The organism is Aurantiacibacter luteus (assembly GCF_001010945.1).
GTDB lineage: Bacteria > Pseudomonadota > Alphaproteobacteria > Sphingomonadales > Sphingomonadaceae > Alteraurantiacibacter > Alteraurantiacibacter luteus.
The window spans coordinates 89,946-104,463 of the sequence record NZ_LBHB01000003.1 but is presented as its reverse complement, the minus strand read 5'-3'; the positions used below and the strand labels follow the sequence as shown (position 1 = coordinate 104,463).

The following is a 14,518-nucleotide window of genomic DNA, read 5'->3' as shown; positions in this document are numbered from 1 at the left end:
CCTGGGGTCAGCCTTCCCTGGCGGCAAAGTGGTCCACGACGCGCGAAAGCCCCACCGAATTCGATCCCTTGACGAGCACGACGTCTCCGCCGGCAAGGCCGAACTCCTGCAGTGCCGCAATGGCTTCGCCCGCGTTTTCGCAATGGGCGTAGGAAAAGCGATTGCCAAGCGTATCGCGGGGAAGTTTCCCCATCTCGCGTGCCAGCGCCAGCATCTCCGGGCCCACCAGCACCGCGTAGTCCACGCCCGCATCGGCCACGGGCGCAGCGAGCTGGGCGTGGAAGCGATCGGCGAAGTCGCCCAGCTCCTTCATGCTGCCGAGCACGGCGACGCGGCGGGTTGCGGGCGTCTGGCCGAGCTGCGCGAGCGTTGCGCGCATGGAGGCGGGGTTGGCGTTGTAGCTCTCGTCGATGACCAGCGCATGGCCGCCGGGAACCTTTGCACGCAGGCGCGCACCTCGTCCTTTCAGGCCGCCCATCTCGGCGAGCGCGAGGCCGGCAGCACCCAGGTCTCCGCCCGCGGCATGGACCGCGGCCATCACGCACAGCGAATTGTCGATCCAGTGCTCGCCCGGCTCGGCGACGGTGTAGCAAAGGCGAAGGTCGCCCATGGCGGCGGTGACCAGCGCCCCGCCCTCCACGCGCGGAATGGCATCGAGCAGGCGCATGTCGGCATGCGCGCCGCGTCCGAAGGCAACGACCTTGGCGCCCTGCGCCTTGGCCGCATCGCGCAGTCGCTCGAAATGCGGGCTGTCGGCGGGGATGACGGCCGTGCCGCCCTTCTGCAGCCCGGCGAAGATTTCCGCCTTGGCATCGGCGATCGCTTCCTCGCTGCCGAGGTTCTCGATGTGCGCGGGCGCGATGGTGGTGACGACGGCGACATGCGGGCGCACGTGGGCGGTCAGCCCGGCGATCTCGCCCGCGTGGTTCATCCCCATCTCGAACACGCCGAAGCGGCTCTTCGCGGGCATCCGCGACAGGCTGAGCGGCACGCCGACGTGGTTGTTGTAGCTGCGCACGCTGCGGTGCGCGGCGCCTCGGCTGGAACGCTCGAGCGCGGTGAAGATCGCCTCCTTGACCCCGGTCTTGCCCACCGAGCCCGTGACGCCGACGACGCGAGCCGTGGCCCTCTCGCGCGCGGCGCGGGCGAGCGCGTGGAGCGCTTCGGTCGTATCCTCTACGAGCACGTGCGGAAAGTCGACCGGGCGATCGACCAGCGCGGCGGCGGCGCCATTGGCAAAGGCCGTATCGACGAAGCGATGGCCGTCCATCGCCTCGCCCTTCAGCGCCACGAACAGGTCGCCCGCCACCACGTCGCGGCTGTCCATCTCCACGCCGCTAACCTGAAATTCACCATAAGCGGTGCCGCCGGTAGCGGCCGCGATCTCGGTGGAGGTCCAAAGGGCGAGGCGCTGCGCATCGTCGCGCTTGCGCGGCCAGCGCAGGGTCTTCGCGAGCGCGCTCATCGCTTCACCGCCAGTTCGGCGGCGCATTCGCGCGCCACGGTCACGTCATCGAAGGGCAAAACCCGCATATTCTCTCCCGAACCCACGATCTGTCCCTGTTCGTGTCCCTTACCCGCGACGAGCACGATGTCGTCTTTGCCCGCCTCGGCCACGGCGGCGGCGATGGCGGCGCGGCGGCCTTCGACCTCGCGCGCGCCCGCGGCGCCCTGCATCACGGCCCGGCGGATGGCGGCGGCGTCTTCGCCGCGCGGATTGTCGTCGGTAACGATGACGAGATCGCTGCCTGCCACGGCCGCCTCGCCCATCGGCGCGCGCTTGCCCTGGTCGCGGTCGCCGCCCGCGCCGAACACGGTAATGAGCCGGCCCGAGACGTGCGGGCGCAGCGCGGCGATGGCGGCAGCGAGCGCATCGGGCGTATGGGCGTAGTCAATGTAGACCGGCGCGCCGGCCTGGGTAATGACGGCCCGCTCCAGCCGCCCGCGAACGGGTTGCAGCCGGGCGACGGCGTCGAACACCTGCGCCGCGGGTGTGCCGGTGACGAGCGCGAGACCCGCGGCGACCAGCGCGTTCGCCACCTGGTAGGCGCCGATCAGCGGCAGTCGGATGGCGTGGGCCTGGCCGGCGTGGACGATCTTCAGCTCCTGCCCCAGAGGGCTGGGCGTACGGGCAATGAGATTGATCCCGCCCGCATCCGCGGCGCCCTTCGCGCCCACGGTGAACAGCCGGAGACCGCGCGTCTTCGCCACCTCGATGGCGCGGGCCGACCATTCGTCGTCGGCCCAGATCACCGCACTGCCGCCGTCGTCGACCACCTCGGAGAACAGCCGCATCTTGGCGGCGAAGTAGTCCTCCATGTCCTTGTGATAGTCGAGGTGATCGCGGGAAAGGTTGGTAAAGGCCCCGGCCATCACCGGCAGGCCCTCGTTGCGGTACTGGCTGAGGCCGTGGCTGCTGGCCTCGTAGGCGACGTGCGTCACACCCTCGCGCGCGAGGCCGGTGTTGTTGCCGAGGAAGGTGACGATGTCGGGCGTGGTGAGGCCGGTGGAAACGCTCTCGTCCGGCGTGGTGACGCCGAGCGTGCCGATGCTCGCCGCGCGTTCTCCCGCCATGCGCCAGATCTGCCGGGTCATCTCGACCGTGGAGGTCTTGCCGTTGGTGCCGGTGACCGCCACGACGACCTGCGGCGTCGGGCGGTAGAACCGGCTCGCGAGCCGCGCGAAGAGCTGGCGCGGGACTTCGCCCGCGAGGTGCAGCGCACCCTCGACCCTGGCTTCGGGCCGGGCGACCACGGCGACCGCGCCGCTGGCGACGGCGGCTTCGATGAAATCTTCCCCGTTCACCGCCGCGCCCTGGAAGGCACCGAACACGTTGCCGGGCGCGACCTTGCGGTGATCGATGGCGAAGCCGGTGATCGGCGTGTCGCCGCCCGGCCCCGCGTCGATCCCCAGCTCGCTGGCGAAATCGGCGAGGCGCATCAGTCGGTATCCCCGACGAGCGGCTTGAGATCGGTCAGGTCGATGTCGCGGTCGGCATCGGGAAGGACGCCGAGCTGCGGTCCGATGCGCGGCACGAGGCGGCCCACGATGGGCGCGGCGTTCCAGGCGGCGGTGCGCTGGAAGCTGCTGGCGACGGTGCCTTGGGGCTCGTCGAGCATGGCGATGACGACGTAGCGCGGATTGTCCATCGGGAAGGCCGCGGCAAAGGTGGAAACCAGCGAGGAGCGGGCATAGCCGCCGCTCGAGGGCTTTTCCGCGCTGCCCGTCTTGCCGCCGACGCGGAAGCCCGGCGCATCGGCATTGCGGCCCGTGCCGTAGACCGCGATCATCCGCAGCAGCTGGTTCATGCGGGCGCTGGTGCTGGCCTTGAACACCCGGCGGCCGCGCGGCGCCTCGCCCGGCGCAAGCTTGTGCAGCGTGGCCGGACGCCAGACGCCGCCGTTGACCATCGCGGCATAGGCGGATGCGAGGTGCAGCGGAGTTACCGCGATGCCGTGGCCGTAGCCCACCGTCATGGCGCGGATGCGCGGCCAGTCGCCGCTCGCCCAGATCGGGAAGCCGCGCGCGGGCAGCTCGATGTACGGCCGCTCGTTCATGCCGAGATCGACCATGTAGCGCCGCAGCGTCGCCGGGCCCATGTCGTCGACCACATGGGCGGTGCCGATGTTCGACGAGTGTATCAGGATTTCGGGAATGTTGAGCGACGCGCCGAGCGGGTGCGAATCGCGGATGGTGAAGCCCGCCACCGGCAGCGGTGCGGCGTTGTAGCGCTTGGCGAGGTTGGTCACCGCGCCGCTGTCGATGGCGGCGGCGACCGTCAGCGGCTTGAAGGTGGAGCCGAGCTCGTAGACTTGGTTGGTCACGCGGTTGAAGGCACGCGGTACCTCGCCCCTCGCGTGCTGCTCGTTCGTCACGCGCACGTCGGCGCTGGTAACGGCATTGGGATCGAATTCCGGCAGCGAGGCGAGCGCCAGCACTTCACCGGTATCGACGTCGAGCACGATGCCCGCAGCGCCCACCGCGTTGACCGAGCGCATCCCGCTCGCCAGCTCGTCCTCCAGCGCGCCCTGCACGCGCATGTCGATCGAGAGCGCGACCGGCTCGCCGCGCGTGGCGGGATTGCTCAGGCGCTCGTTCAGCACCTCTTCCATACCCACGCGGCCATTGTCGTCGGCGCCGACGTAGCCGAGCACGTGCGCGGCGAGCGAGCCCTGCGGATAATGCCGATCCTCTTCCTGCGGCAGCTCCAGCGCCAGCTCGCCGATGGCCATCACCTTGTTGGCATCCTCGGGCAGCACGCGGCGGCGGATGTAGCCCGCGCGTCCCGATGCGAGCTGCTGCGTCACCTCGTAGGTGTCGAGATCGGGGAAGATGGCGCGCAATTCGGTGGCGATCTGCTCGGGCGTCTTGACCAGCGGTGGGCCGCCGTCGCCACCCTCGCTCATGGCATCGGGGTTGAACCACAGCGCATAGGCAGGGAACGCACGCGCGAGCGGCACGCCGTTGCGGTCGGTGATCTCGCCGCGCGGGGGCAGCAGCGCATCGGCCATCGAGCGCACCTCGTGCCCGGGCTGCGCCACGCCGATCCAGGCGATCCGCACCAGCGCTATGAAGGCGACGAGCAGGAAGCCCGCCGCCACCATCAGCACGCGCAGGCGCGCCATCAGCAGCGAGCGGCGACGGAAGTCGAGCGTTCCGCCGGTGGCGGGAACGAGCGTGCTGGGGACGGCGAGACTGTTCACCGGGCGGCGACCTCCGTGACGGCGAAATGCGGGCCCACGATGGGCATCCGCAGCGGGCCGGGCGCGACGGTCACGGCGAGGTGGCTGCCGCCGTCCTCGTCCGCCTCGGTGCCGAGCACGTCCTCGTCGACCGGGCGGCCGGTCAGAGGCGAGACCAGCCGCGGGAATTCCGGCACATCCTCTCCCGAGCGCAGGCCGGCAAGGCGGATGGGTTCGGGCGCGTCGGCCCCGCGCGGCTTGCCGAAGCTGGCGAGCTGGCGGTTGTCTTCGATGAACTGGCCAGCCTCGGGCGACTGGAAGCCGAAGTCCACGCGGTTCCACGCCGCCAGCTGCAACTGGTTGGTGCGGGTCAGGAATTCCGTCTCGAGCAGCAGGTTGCTTTCCTCCAGCGCCACGATGCGCCGCTCGGCATTTACGACGTCGGCGCGCACCGCGTTCACCTTGACGTGCAACACCGTGTAGAGCGCCAGGCATACCGTGAGCACGGCGATCCAGCCGATGCGGCGAATGCGGGATGCGGGCGTCATGCGGCATACTCCTTGGAGGCGGCGGGGGCGGCGGTGCGGGTGGCGGCGCGCAGGGTGGAGGACCGCGCGCGCGGATTGCGCTCAATCTCGGCGGCGGAAGGGCGGATGGCCTTGGTCACGCTCTCGAAGCGCGCGGGCGTCGCGTCCTGCATCTCGGGCAGGTAGCGCGAAGCGCGCGGGTTCAGGTTCGCCGCGTCGCGAAAGAACTGCTTCACGATGCGGTCCTCCAGGCTGTGGAACGTCACCACGGCGAGACGGCCGCCGTCCTTCAGCAGTGCCTCGGCGGCGGACAGCCCGGTCTCGAGCTCGTCCAGCTCGCCGTTCACGTGGATGCGGATCGCCTGAAAGCTGCGGGTCGCGGGGTCCTTCTTGTCGCCGGGACGAAAGCCCAGCGCCTTCCTGACCACCTGCGCCAGTTCGCCCGTGGTCGCAAGCGGGCGCGCGGCGACGATGGCGCGGGCGACGCGGCGCGACTGCCGCTCCTCGCCGTAGCGGTAGAGGACGTCGGCAATCTCGTCGGCCTCGGCCTCGTTGACGAAGTCGGCCGCCGTGGGACCCGAGCGGCTCATCGTCATGTCGAGCGGGCCGTTCGAGGAAAAGGCGAAGCCGCGCTCTGCCTGGTCGAGCTGCATGGAGGACACGCCGATGTCCATCGCGATGCCGTCGACGCGGGCGATGCCGGCCTCGGCCATGCTGGCCACCATTTCGGAAAAGCGGCGCGGGTGGAGGACCAGGCGCGGGGATTCGCCCCTGGTCTCGGGCCACTCGCGGCCGGCGGCGATGGCGTCCGGATCGCGGTCGAAGGCATGGACCGTCGCCCCGGCATCGAGAAAGGCGCGGGTATAGCCGCCCGCGCCGAAGGTCGCGTCGATGACGACGTCGCCCGGCTGCGGAGACAGCGCGGCGACGACTTCACCCAGTAGGACGGGAATGTGCGGGACGGCGGCGGTCACTTGCCCTTCCCCTTCGCGCGGGCGGCGGTTTCCAGCGTGCGGCAATTGGCCTGCGCCTGTTCCCAGCCGGTGCCCATCTGCGCCAGCCGGTCGGGGTTCCACAGGGTGAGGAACGGCGTGCCGCCCTGGAAATACAGCGCATCGCCCACATCGCCGAGGTCGGCGATGTGCTCGGGCAGCACGAAGCGGCCGCTGGCATCGAAAGGCACCTCGACGAAGCCCCACAGCTGCATACCGCGCAGCTCGCGGTCGAAGTCCTGCTGGCGGCGCAGCGCGGCCTCTTCCTCGCGGTCGAGCATCTGTTCGAAGGTTTCGGTCAGCGAGAGGCTGAAGCCCTTGAGGCAGGGCCAGCGCTCATGCTTGGCGAGGCAGAGGACGCGGTCGTCGCCCTTGTCGGCGAAATCCTTGCGGAAGGCCGGGGGCAGGACGAAGCGATCCTTTTCGCCGCGAAGCGAAAAGCCCTGTCCTCCATATCCCGTAGGCCGCTGCGCCACCCGCCAAGTCCCCGCTTCGCACTTCCCCGTGAACACGCCTTCCCCGTCGCGAGCCGCGCGAATACGCGGCCCGGTCGCCTCGCATGGAGACGCGACCCGGCAGGCTTGTCCGATGAGTTAACGTCATAACCCCGCACAAAGCGGGATGGAAGGGGAATTTGCGGGAATTTATGGGATAACGTGGTAAATCGCTGTTTGTTTTTGCCTATCCCGGAGACCGTTTCCGTCCATCGACGCTTTCCCCGGCGTCGGAAATCGGCGGAATCTCGTCGTTTTCGCCGGCGCCTGCGGGCGTTTCCCCGGCCCGTCCCGCAATTTCCCCGGTATCGCTCGCAAGCGCGGGGAAGATGTGCCGCATCAGCGACTCGAGGGCGCTTGGCGCACCTGCTGGAGGCGAGGCGATGTCGAGCAGCGCGGCGTCGGCCACCAGCAGCGCTTCGCCCGTGCCGATGGCGCAATGGGCCAGCAGGCCGTCGCCTACCACAGCGCATTCCTCGTGCCCGTCGATCCCCGCAAAGGTCCCGCGCATGTTGACCGGGATCGTCTCGCCCAAGTGATCGACGCTGGCAGGGCCGTCGGGCTGCGAAGCGTCGAATCTCAGTTCCAGCCCCCAGTGTGTGAGGATCGGCGAAAGCAGCGTCACGTCCTGCGGCCTGCGCCGGTCGCCGAGGTGGAAGCGCGATTCGCCGGTCATCAGCGGGTCGGCGAACAGCAGCAGGCGACCGCCGCCTCTTACCCAGGCATCGAGCGCGACGTTCTCCTCCCCCGTAAGCCCGCGCGGCTGGGCCATGACGAGGTAGCGGTACGGCGCGAGCGCCTTCGCACTCAGGTAGTCGAGCGGGACCGGATGGCCGTGGCTCTCGATCACCGCGCGAGCCCAGTGGACCGGCGCGGTGCCGGTTAGCAGTTCGTCGAAATCCCCCGCCTCGCCCCAGTAGAGCGGAACGGTGCCCATCAGCGCGATTTCGGCGCGCCCGGGCTCGGCGGCAGGGCCTGCGTCCTGCGCGGCGGCGGGCACGCAGGCGAGCAGCGCGGCAGCCGCGGCGGCGAGCAGACTATTGCAACGGCGCATTCTGTCCCGTCCTCGGCACAGCCGGTGCGGGCGCGGCGGGCGCGGTACCCGGCTCGCCATCGGTCGCCGGCACTTCGGGCGCGACACCGGCATCGACGAGCGGGTCGCGCGGGATCGCCGTCTCCGTCGCCTCGACCGTGGGCGCGGCCTCGGGCACGGCGGCGGCTTCGGTCATGGCGAGGCGACTGGTGACCACGTCGGCCAAGCCCACCAGCAGGACCATGGCAAGGATACCGAACACGCCGATCTGCAGGCGCTGCAGGCGCTCGGCCCGCGTGCCGCCCAGCGGCGTGCTCGGCGTGGTTTCATCGTCGCCCGCGGCGCGCTTGAGGATTTCGAAGGGGTCGAGGGCCATGCGCGCAGGTCTAGTGGATCAGGATGAACGTAGCCAGTCGAAGACCGGCAGGCCCTTCTCGCGCAGCCACTCGGCGTTGTAGAGCGTGGAAAGGTAACGGAAGCCGGTGTCGCACAGGATCGTCGCCACGCGCGGATCCTCGCGCCCTTCGGCCACCAGTTGCCGCCCGAGCATCACGGCGCCCGCCACGTTGATGCCGCTCGACAGGCCCAGGCACAGCCCCTCCTCGCGCAGCAGCCGGGCGACCCATTGGAGCCCCTCCTCGTCGGAGACGCGGAACTGGGTGTCGACCTCCAGCCCTTCCAAGTTGGCGGTGATGCGGCCCTGCCCGATACCCTCGGCGACCGAGCTGCCCTCGGCCTTGAGCTCGCCGTGGGCATAGTAGTTGAACAGCGCCGCGCCGTAGGGGTCGGTCAGCGCGATGCGCACGTTCTCGTCCTTTTCGCGCAGGCCCATGCCCGTGCCCGCCAGCGTGCCGCCGGTGCCGACCGCGCAGGTGAAGCCGTCCACCCGGCCTTCCAGCTGCTCCCAGATTTCGGGCGCGGTGCTTTCGATATGGGCGCGGCGGTTGGCGACGTTGTCGAACTGGTTGGCCCAGATGGCGTTCTCGGTCTCTTCCGCGATGCGGCGACTGGTGTGGACGAAGTGCGCGGGATCGGCGAACTTGGTCGGCGGCACGGTGACGAGCTCCGCGCCCAGCGCCCGCAGGGTGGCCATCTTTTCCTGCGACTGGTTGTCCGGCATCACGATCACGCACTTGTAGCCGAGCGCGTTGGCCACCAACGCGATGCCGATGCCGGTGTTGCCCGCCGTGCCCTCCACCACGGTGCCGCCGGGTCGCAGCTCGCCGCGCTTCTCCGCGTCGCGCACGATCCACAGCGCCGCGCGGTCCTTCACCGATGCGCCGGGGTTGGCGAATTCGCACTTGCCCCAAATCTCGCACCCCGCCGCCTCGCTCGCGCCCTCGAGCAGGACGATGGGCGTATTGCCGATGAGATCGAGGGCACTGGCGCGGGCGGGAGGCGAGGTCATGGCGGCAGAGTTAGGAGCGGGCGATTCGCCGCGCAACCTAATCCTCCTTGGGCAGACCCCGCTGCCAGCTTTAGTCCTCTTCGGCGATCCGCACCTTCAGCCCGTCGAGGGCGTCGGTGAAGGGGATCTGGCACGACAGGCGGCTGGTCGCGTCGCGGTGGTCGCTGGAATCGAGCAGGTCGTCCTCGTCCTCGCTCATCGGCGGCAGGCGGTCGGCGAAGGCCGGATCGACATGGACGTGGCAGGTGGCGCACGAACAGCACCCGCCGCACAGCGCAAGCAGCTCGTCGAAGCCGTTGTCGCGGATGGCTTCCATTACGGTCAGGCCGCTGGCGACATCGAGCGTGGATTCCTCGCCTGCGCGGGTGACGACGGTGAGTTTGGGCATGGCAATTCCTCTGGCGCTGCTGTGAGCGGCTGCTAGGCAAGCGCGCCGCAGTTGGCAAGAAGGCGCGCATGGGTCTCACGGCAGAACAGATTCGCACCTCGCTGGATGAGGTCGCCGTGCGCGAGCCCGCCATCGCGCGCGCGCTGGCGCTGGCCGGATACCCCGAACCGCGCATCCGCCCGACCGGGTACATGACCATGCTGCGCACCATCGTCGGCCAGCAGGTGAGCGTGGCGGCGGCGGCGAGCATGTGGAACAAGCTGGAGGCGGAACTGGGCGCGGGTTTCGCGCCCGCCGCCCTGCTCGAACGCGATTTCGACACCTTGCGCGCCTGTGGCCTCTCGCGCCAGAAGCAGGGCTATGCACGCAGCCTGTGCGAGCTCGTCCACGCGGGCGAGGTCGATTTCGACGACCTGCCCGACGACGACGAGGAGGCCATTGCCGAGCTCGTGAAGATCAAGGGCATCGGCCGCTGGTCGGCGGAAATCTACCTGCTGTTCGCCGAGGGCCGCCCCGACATCTGGCCTGCCGGCGACCTGGCCGTAATGGCCGGGATCGGCCGCATTCTCGGCCTGCCGGATCGCCCCGACGAAAAGGCCACCCGTGCGCTGGCCGAACCGTGGCGGCCGCATCGCGGGGCCACCGCGATCTTCACCTGGCATTGCTACAACAACCCCGCGCTGTAGAACCCGCCCCATGCCCGCCACGATCACCATCGCCACCGGGGCGCCGCTGTGCCGCAATCCGCGCGTGGTGAAGGAGGCGGGCGCGCTGGCGGAGGCAGACTACCGCGTCACCGTGCTGCGCCCGGTATTGAGCGCCGACTGGGCCGCGCGCGATGCCGAGATCGCAGCGAGCGCAGCCTTTGGGGTCGTCACCACGGCGGACCTCACCTCTCCAGCGCCAGCCCCGCTGGCCTTTCGCGCCGAGCGGTTCGCGGCCATGCGCGGCTTTCGCCAACTGCCTGCGCTCGCGCCGCGCGCACTGGGTTATGGCGTGAAGCGGACGGTGCGACTGGCACGGCAGCTGGGTGCGGACCTCACCATCGGGCACCAGGAAGTGGGGCTCGCCGTCGCCGACGCCCTCGCCCGCGACGGTCTTCGCACGGGTGTCGATATCGAGGACTGGTATTCGCAGGACCTGCTCCCCGAAGCGCGCCTGCATCGCCCCGTCGGCTGGCTGGCGCGCGCGGAAAGGGCCGCCGTGCGCCGGGGCGGCATGGCGGTCACGACCTCGCAGGCGCTGGCAGGCGCGCTGGCCGAGGCGAGCGGCGGGCCGGTGCCGGGCGTGGTCTACAACGTCTTTCCCTGGTCCGACCGCGCGGCGCTCGACGGGCTGGCAAGGGACCGGGCGGAGGGTGACGGGCGCCTGCCCTCGCTCCACTGGGTCTCCCAGACCATAGGGCCCGGCCGCGGACTGGAGGCGCTGTGCGATGCGCTGGCGCTGGTCGTGACGCCGGTGGACCTGCACCTGCGCGGGGACGTATCCGCTGCCGACGAGGCCTGGCTGCGCGCCCGCTTCCCCGCCGCACGCGGCCACCGCCTCCACCTGCACGGCCTCGTCCCGCCCGGCGAACTGCTCAGCCGCATCGCCGAACACGACATCGGGCTGGCGCTGGAGGCGACCGACCCGCCCAGCCGCGACCTGACGGTGACCAACAAGCTGTTTCACTACCTGCTCGGCGGGCTGGCCGTCGTCGCCACGCGCACGGCCGGTCAGGCGGAGATCGCCAGCGCGGTGCCCGATGCCATCTCCACCTGCGAGCCGGACGATGCCGCCTCGCTCGCCGCCGCGATCGAGGGGCTGGTGCAGGACCCCGCCCGCCTCGCCGCCGCCCGCGCCGCCGCGCTAACCGCCGCGCGCAACACCTTTTGCTGGGAACGCCAGCAGGCGACCGTGCTGGACCGCGTCGCCGCCGCGCTCGCCGCGCCGCCGGTTGGAAACCGGCGCCACGCTTCCTAACTGTCCGGGCGGGACCAGCCCCACCGGGCCGACAGGGAGACCCCATGACCGATCTCGACACCACGCCGCTCATCCCCCGCGATCACCTGTTCGGCAATCCCAGCCGCTCCGGCGGCAAGATCAGCCCCGATGGCAAGTGGGTCAGCTGGATGGCCCCGTGGCAGGGGGTGATGAACGTGTTCATGGCGCCTTTCGATTCCATTGGCGCCGACGACGAGAGCGACGTGCGCCGCATGACCGCCGCCGAGGGCCGGCCCATCCCGCAGTATTTCTGGGCGCCCGACAGCGGCAGCCTGCTCTACATCCGCGACCGCGACGGGGACGAGAACTACCTGCTCTACCAGGTGGGCCTGGAAGGCATTGAGAACGGCGGCGAGGAAAAATGCCTGACCCCGTTCGAGAACACGCGCGTGCAGGTGGTCGGCGGATCGGAAACGCAGCGCGACAAGCTGCTGATCGGCCTCAACAACCGCGACCCTCGCTTTCACGACGTCCACCTTCTCGACTTGAACACCGGCGAGACCACGCTGGTCTTCGAGAACAACGAATGGGCCGGGTTCGAGGCGGACGACAGCCTGACGCTGCGCTGGGCCGTGCGCCAGAACGCGGCGGGCGGCAACGACATGCACGAGATCACAGGCGGCGTGGTGGCCGAGGAGCCCCGCGAGACGACCGGTCTCGAGGACGCGCTCATCACCGGCATGGCGGGTTACACCACCGACGGCAGCACGCTCTACTGGACCGACAGCCGCGGGCGCGACACCGCGGCGATCTATGCCGAGGATGTCGCCACCGGCACACGCACGCTGATCGCCGAGGACGCGCGCGCTGATATCGGCCATACCCTGCGCCATCCGAAGACCGGCGTGATCCAGGGCTGGACCGCCACCTATCTGCGTACCGAGCACCACTTTCTCGACGAGGACCTGAAGGCCGCCTTCGCCTTCCTGCGCGAACAGTTCGAGGGCGACTTCGGCGTGCAGTCGCGCACCGACGACGACCGCCGCTGGCTGGTCTGGAACGACCCGCTGACCGGCCCCATCGCCAGCTACCTGTTCGACCGCGACGCGATGAAGCTGACGAAATTCTACGTCACCAAGCCCGAACTGGAAGGCGCGCCGCTCCAACCCATGCACACGGTGGAGATCCCCGCGCGCGACGGGCTGACGCTGCCGAGCTACCTCACCCTGCCGCCCGGCTGCGATGCCGACGGCGACGGTGTGCCGGGTGCGCCCGTGCCCATGGTGCTGCTGGTCCACGGCGGGCCCTGGGCGCGCGACGGATATGGGTTCAACCGCCAGCACCAGTGGCTGGCCAACCGCGGCAACGCGGTGCTCAGCGTCAACTTCCGCGGCTCAATGGGCTTCGGCAAGGCTTTCGTGAACGCGGCCAATCTCGAATGGTCGGGCAAGATGCACGACGACCTGCTCGATGCCGTCGACTGGGCGGTGGAGCGCGGCGTGGCGAGCCGCGACAAGGTGGCAATCATGGGCGGCAGCTACGGCGGCTATGCCACGCTCGTTGGCCTCGCCATGACGCCCGAGGTCTTCGCCTGCGGGGTGGACATCGTCGGCCCCTCGAACCTCGAGACGCTGCTGGAAACCATCCCGCCCTACTGGGAGCCGCTGGTGAAGCAGTTCCACGAACGCATGGGCGACCCATCCACTCCCGAGGGCCTGCAGGCACTGAAGGACGCGAGCCCGCTCTACCGCGCCAAGGACATCGTGCGCCCGCTGCTGATCGGCCAGGGCGCCAACGACCCGCGGGTGAAGCAGGCGGAGAGCGACCAGATCGTCGAGGCCATGGAGCGCGACGGCGTGCCCGTCACCTACGTGCTGTTCCCCGACGAAGGCCACGGCTTCGCCCGCCCGGAAAACAACATCGCCTTCAACGCCATTACCGAGAACTTCCTCGCCGAGGTGCTGGGCGGCCGCGCCGAGCCGGTGGGCGACACGCTGGCAGCCTCCACGGCGGACATCCGCACGGGGCGGGAGTTCGTGAAGGGGTTGTAGAAAACCCAGCCGTCCGCCCTGCCCAGCTCACCCTAAGCCCCCACCCCGCTCACCCTAAGCCCCCAACCCGCTCACCCTGAGCTTGTCGAAGGGTCGTCCTTCTCCTTCGATGGACAAAAGAGGAAAGCAGTCCTTCGACAAGCTCAGGACGAGCGGGTAATGGGAATGCCGAGCGGGAGACTGGCATTGCAGCAAAAGAGCATCTTCATCACCGGCGGCGGATCCGGCATCGGGCGGGCCATCGCAATCAGGTTCGCCGCCGAGGGGTGGCTGGTCGGCATCGCGGATCGCAACCAGGCGGGGCTGGACGAGACGAAGGCCATGCTGCCCGAGGGTCGCTGCCACGCCTACCGCTTCGACGTCACCGACCGCCAAGGCTGGGACGAGGCGCTCGGCCAGTTCGCGGCGTTCAACGAGGGCCGCATCGATGTGGTCGCCAACAACGCCGGCCTGCCCTCGGGCGGCCCCTTGAGCGAGGTGACGCACGAGGAGCTCGACCTGTTGCTCGACGTCAATCTGCGCGCGGTGTTCTACGGCGCCAAGGCCGCCTTCCCATACCTGATGAAGGCCGCGCCCGGATCGTGCCTGCTCAATACCGCCAGCGCGGCGGCCATCCACGGCATGGCCAACCAGTCGATCTACGGTGCGACCAAGGCCGGGGTGCGCTCGATGACCGAAAGCCTCGATGCCGAATGGGCGCCCTACGGCATTCGCTCGCGCTCGTTGATGCCCAGCTTCATCGACACGCCGCTGCTGCAGGCCGCGCCCAACCGCAGCCGCAACACGCCGATCCGCGATGCCGTGGTGCAGGCGGGGCTGGAGTTCACGCCGGTGGAGGTGGTCGCGCAGGCGGCGTGGGACGCGGTGCACTCCGAGCGGCGCACGCATTTCCTCGTCGGCAAGACGGCGCGCAAGCTCGCCCGCGTTGCCAAGTGGATGCCTTGGCTCCTGCGCCGCCGCGCGCGCGCGCTGGCCGACGCGCACGAGCACAGCGAGGGGCGTGCCGCGAGCGGCTAGCCG

The 14,518-nt window shown here is 69.9% G+C and carries 14 protein-coding genes; 4 read left to right on the top strand and 10 right to left on the bottom strand.

What is annotated here, in order from left to right; all coding sequences use genetic code 11:
• Positions 1 to 7 precede the first annotated feature (7 nt).
• The 10 genes from AAW00_RS12185 to AAW00_RS12140 all read right to left on the bottom strand — a co-directional run bounded on the left by AAW00_RS12185 (position 8) and on the right by AAW00_RS12140 (position 9,524).
• On the bottom strand, positions 8 to 1,465 hold the full coding sequence (locus AAW00_RS12185) for a UDP-N-acetylmuramoyl-tripeptide--D-alanyl-D-alanine ligase (protein ID WP_047004715.1): 1,458 nt from the start codon (positions 1,463 to 1,465) through the stop codon (positions 8 to 10).
• Positions 1,462 to 2,940, bottom strand: a complete 1,479-nt coding sequence (locus tag AAW00_RS12180) for a UDP-N-acetylmuramoyl-L-alanyl-D-glutamate--2,6-diaminopimelate ligase (protein WP_047004714.1) — start codon at positions 2,938 to 2,940, stop codon at positions 1,462 to 1,464. Before AAW00_RS12180 ends, AAW00_RS12185 begins: the two co-directional genes overlap by 4 nt.
• Entirely contained in the window at positions 2,940 to 4,703 is a 1,764-nt protein-coding gene (locus AAW00_RS12175) for a peptidoglycan D,D-transpeptidase FtsI family protein (protein ID WP_047004713.1), read from the bottom strand. Before AAW00_RS12175 ends, AAW00_RS12180 begins: the two co-directional genes overlap by 1 nt.
• Positions 4,700 to 5,230: a hypothetical protein gene (locus AAW00_RS14325; protein ID WP_052761934.1), complete on the bottom strand. Its 531-nt coding sequence runs from the start codon at positions 5,228 to 5,230 to the stop codon at positions 4,700 to 4,702. The genes AAW00_RS12175 and AAW00_RS14325 overlap by 4 nt, the downstream gene beginning before the upstream one ends.
• On the bottom strand, positions 5,227 to 6,183 hold the full coding sequence (gene rsmH, locus AAW00_RS12165) for a 16S rRNA (cytosine(1402)-N(4))-methyltransferase RsmH (protein ID WP_047004712.1): 957 nt from the start codon (positions 6,181 to 6,183) through the stop codon (positions 5,227 to 5,229). The genes AAW00_RS14325 and rsmH overlap by 4 nt, the downstream gene beginning before the upstream one ends.
• A complete protein-coding gene (locus tag AAW00_RS12160) occupies positions 6,180 to 6,677 on the bottom strand; it encodes a division/cell wall cluster transcriptional repressor MraZ (RefSeq protein WP_047004711.1) in 498 nt (165 codons plus the stop codon). The genes rsmH and AAW00_RS12160 overlap by 4 nt, the downstream gene beginning before the upstream one ends.
• 205 nt (positions 6,678 to 6,882) lie before the next feature.
• Positions 6,883 to 7,749, bottom strand: a complete 867-nt coding sequence (locus AAW00_RS12155) for a motility-associated ABC transporter substrate-binding family protein (RefSeq protein WP_052761933.1) — start codon at positions 7,747 to 7,749, stop codon at positions 6,883 to 6,885.
• Positions 7,733 to 8,104, bottom strand: a complete 372-nt coding sequence (locus tag AAW00_RS12150) for a hypothetical protein (protein ID WP_052761932.1) — start codon at positions 8,102 to 8,104, stop codon at positions 7,733 to 7,735. The genes AAW00_RS12155 and AAW00_RS12150 overlap by 17 nt, the downstream gene beginning before the upstream one ends.
• Positions 8,105 to 8,122: 18 nt before the next feature.
• Complete coding sequence (locus tag AAW00_RS12145; RefSeq protein ID WP_047004710.1) at positions 8,123 to 9,136, bottom strand: cysteine synthase A; 1,014 nt, start codon at positions 9,134 to 9,136, stop codon at positions 8,123 to 8,125.
• A 70-nt stretch (positions 9,137 to 9,206) separates the two neighbouring features.
• A complete protein-coding gene (locus AAW00_RS12140; RefSeq protein WP_047004709.1) occupies positions 9,207 to 9,524 on the bottom strand; it encodes a 2Fe-2S iron-sulfur cluster-binding protein in 318 nt (105 codons plus the stop codon).
• A 68-nt stretch (positions 9,525 to 9,592) separates the two neighbouring features.
• Here AAW00_RS12140 and AAW00_RS12135 point away from each other — a divergent pair, with 68 nt between their 5' ends.
• From AAW00_RS12135 to AAW00_RS12120, 4 genes are all read left to right on the top strand, one after another.
• Positions 9,593 to 10,210, top strand: a complete 618-nt coding sequence (locus AAW00_RS12135; RefSeq protein WP_047004708.1) for a DNA-3-methyladenine glycosylase family protein — start codon at positions 9,593 to 9,595, stop codon at positions 10,208 to 10,210.
• A gap of 10 nt (positions 10,211 to 10,220) precedes the next feature.
• Positions 10,221 to 11,486, top strand: coding sequence for a glycosyltransferase (locus tag AAW00_RS12130; RefSeq protein ID WP_047004707.1), 1,266 nt, complete (start codon positions 10,221 to 10,223; stop codon positions 11,484 to 11,486).
• 44 nt (positions 11,487 to 11,530) lie between these two features.
• A complete protein-coding gene (locus AAW00_RS12125; RefSeq protein WP_047004706.1) occupies positions 11,531 to 13,498 on the top strand; it encodes a S9 family peptidase in 1,968 nt (655 codons plus the stop codon).
• A gap of 159 nt (positions 13,499 to 13,657) precedes the next feature.
• On the top strand, positions 13,658 to 14,515 hold the full coding sequence (locus AAW00_RS12120) for an SDR family oxidoreductase (protein WP_241461733.1): 858 nt from the start codon (positions 13,658 to 13,660) through the stop codon (positions 14,513 to 14,515).
• Positions 14,516 to 14,518 lie beyond the last annotated feature (3 nt).

What these genes read in the sequence shown, in the direction of transcription:
- AAW00_RS12185 (WP_047004715.1), bottom strand. Translation starts at nt 1,465, where the DNA reads ATGAGCGCGCTCGCGAAGACCCTGCGCTGGCCGCGCAAGCGCGACGAT.
- AAW00_RS12180 (WP_047004714.1), bottom strand. Translation starts at nt 2,940, where the DNA reads ATGCGCCTCGCCGATTTCGCCAGCGAGCTGGGGATCGACGCGGGGCCG.
- AAW00_RS14325 (WP_052761934.1), bottom strand. Translation starts at nt 5,230, where the DNA reads ATGACGCCCGCATCCCGCATTCGCCGCATCGGCTGGATCGCCGTGCTC.
- AAW00_RS12155 (WP_052761933.1), bottom strand. Translation starts at nt 7,749, where the DNA reads ATGCGCCGTTGCAATAGTCTGCTCGCCGCCGCGGCTGCCGCGCTGCTC.
- AAW00_RS12150 (WP_052761932.1), bottom strand. Translation starts at nt 8,104, where the DNA reads ATGGCCCTCGACCCCTTCGAAATCCTCAAGCGCGCCGCGGGCGACGAT.
- AAW00_RS12145 (WP_047004710.1), bottom strand. Translation starts at nt 9,136, where the DNA reads ATGACCTCGCCTCCCGCCCGCGCCAGTGCCCTCGATCTCATCGGCAAT.
- AAW00_RS12140 (WP_047004709.1), bottom strand. Translation starts at nt 9,524, where the DNA reads ATGCCCAAACTCACCGTCGTCACCCGCGCAGGCGAGGAATCCACGCTC.
- AAW00_RS12135 (WP_047004708.1), top strand. Translation starts at nt 9,593, where the DNA reads ATGGGTCTCACGGCAGAACAGATTCGCACCTCGCTGGATGAGGTCGCC.
- AAW00_RS12130 (WP_047004707.1), top strand. Translation starts at nt 10,221, where the DNA reads ATGCCCGCCACGATCACCATCGCCACCGGGGCGCCGCTGTGCCGCAAT.
- AAW00_RS12125 (WP_047004706.1), top strand. Translation starts at nt 11,531, where the DNA reads ATGACCGATCTCGACACCACGCCGCTCATCCCCCGCGATCACCTGTTC.
- AAW00_RS12120 (WP_241461733.1), top strand. Translation starts at nt 13,658, where the DNA reads ATGGGAATGCCGAGCGGGAGACTGGCATTGCAGCAAAAGAGCATCTTC.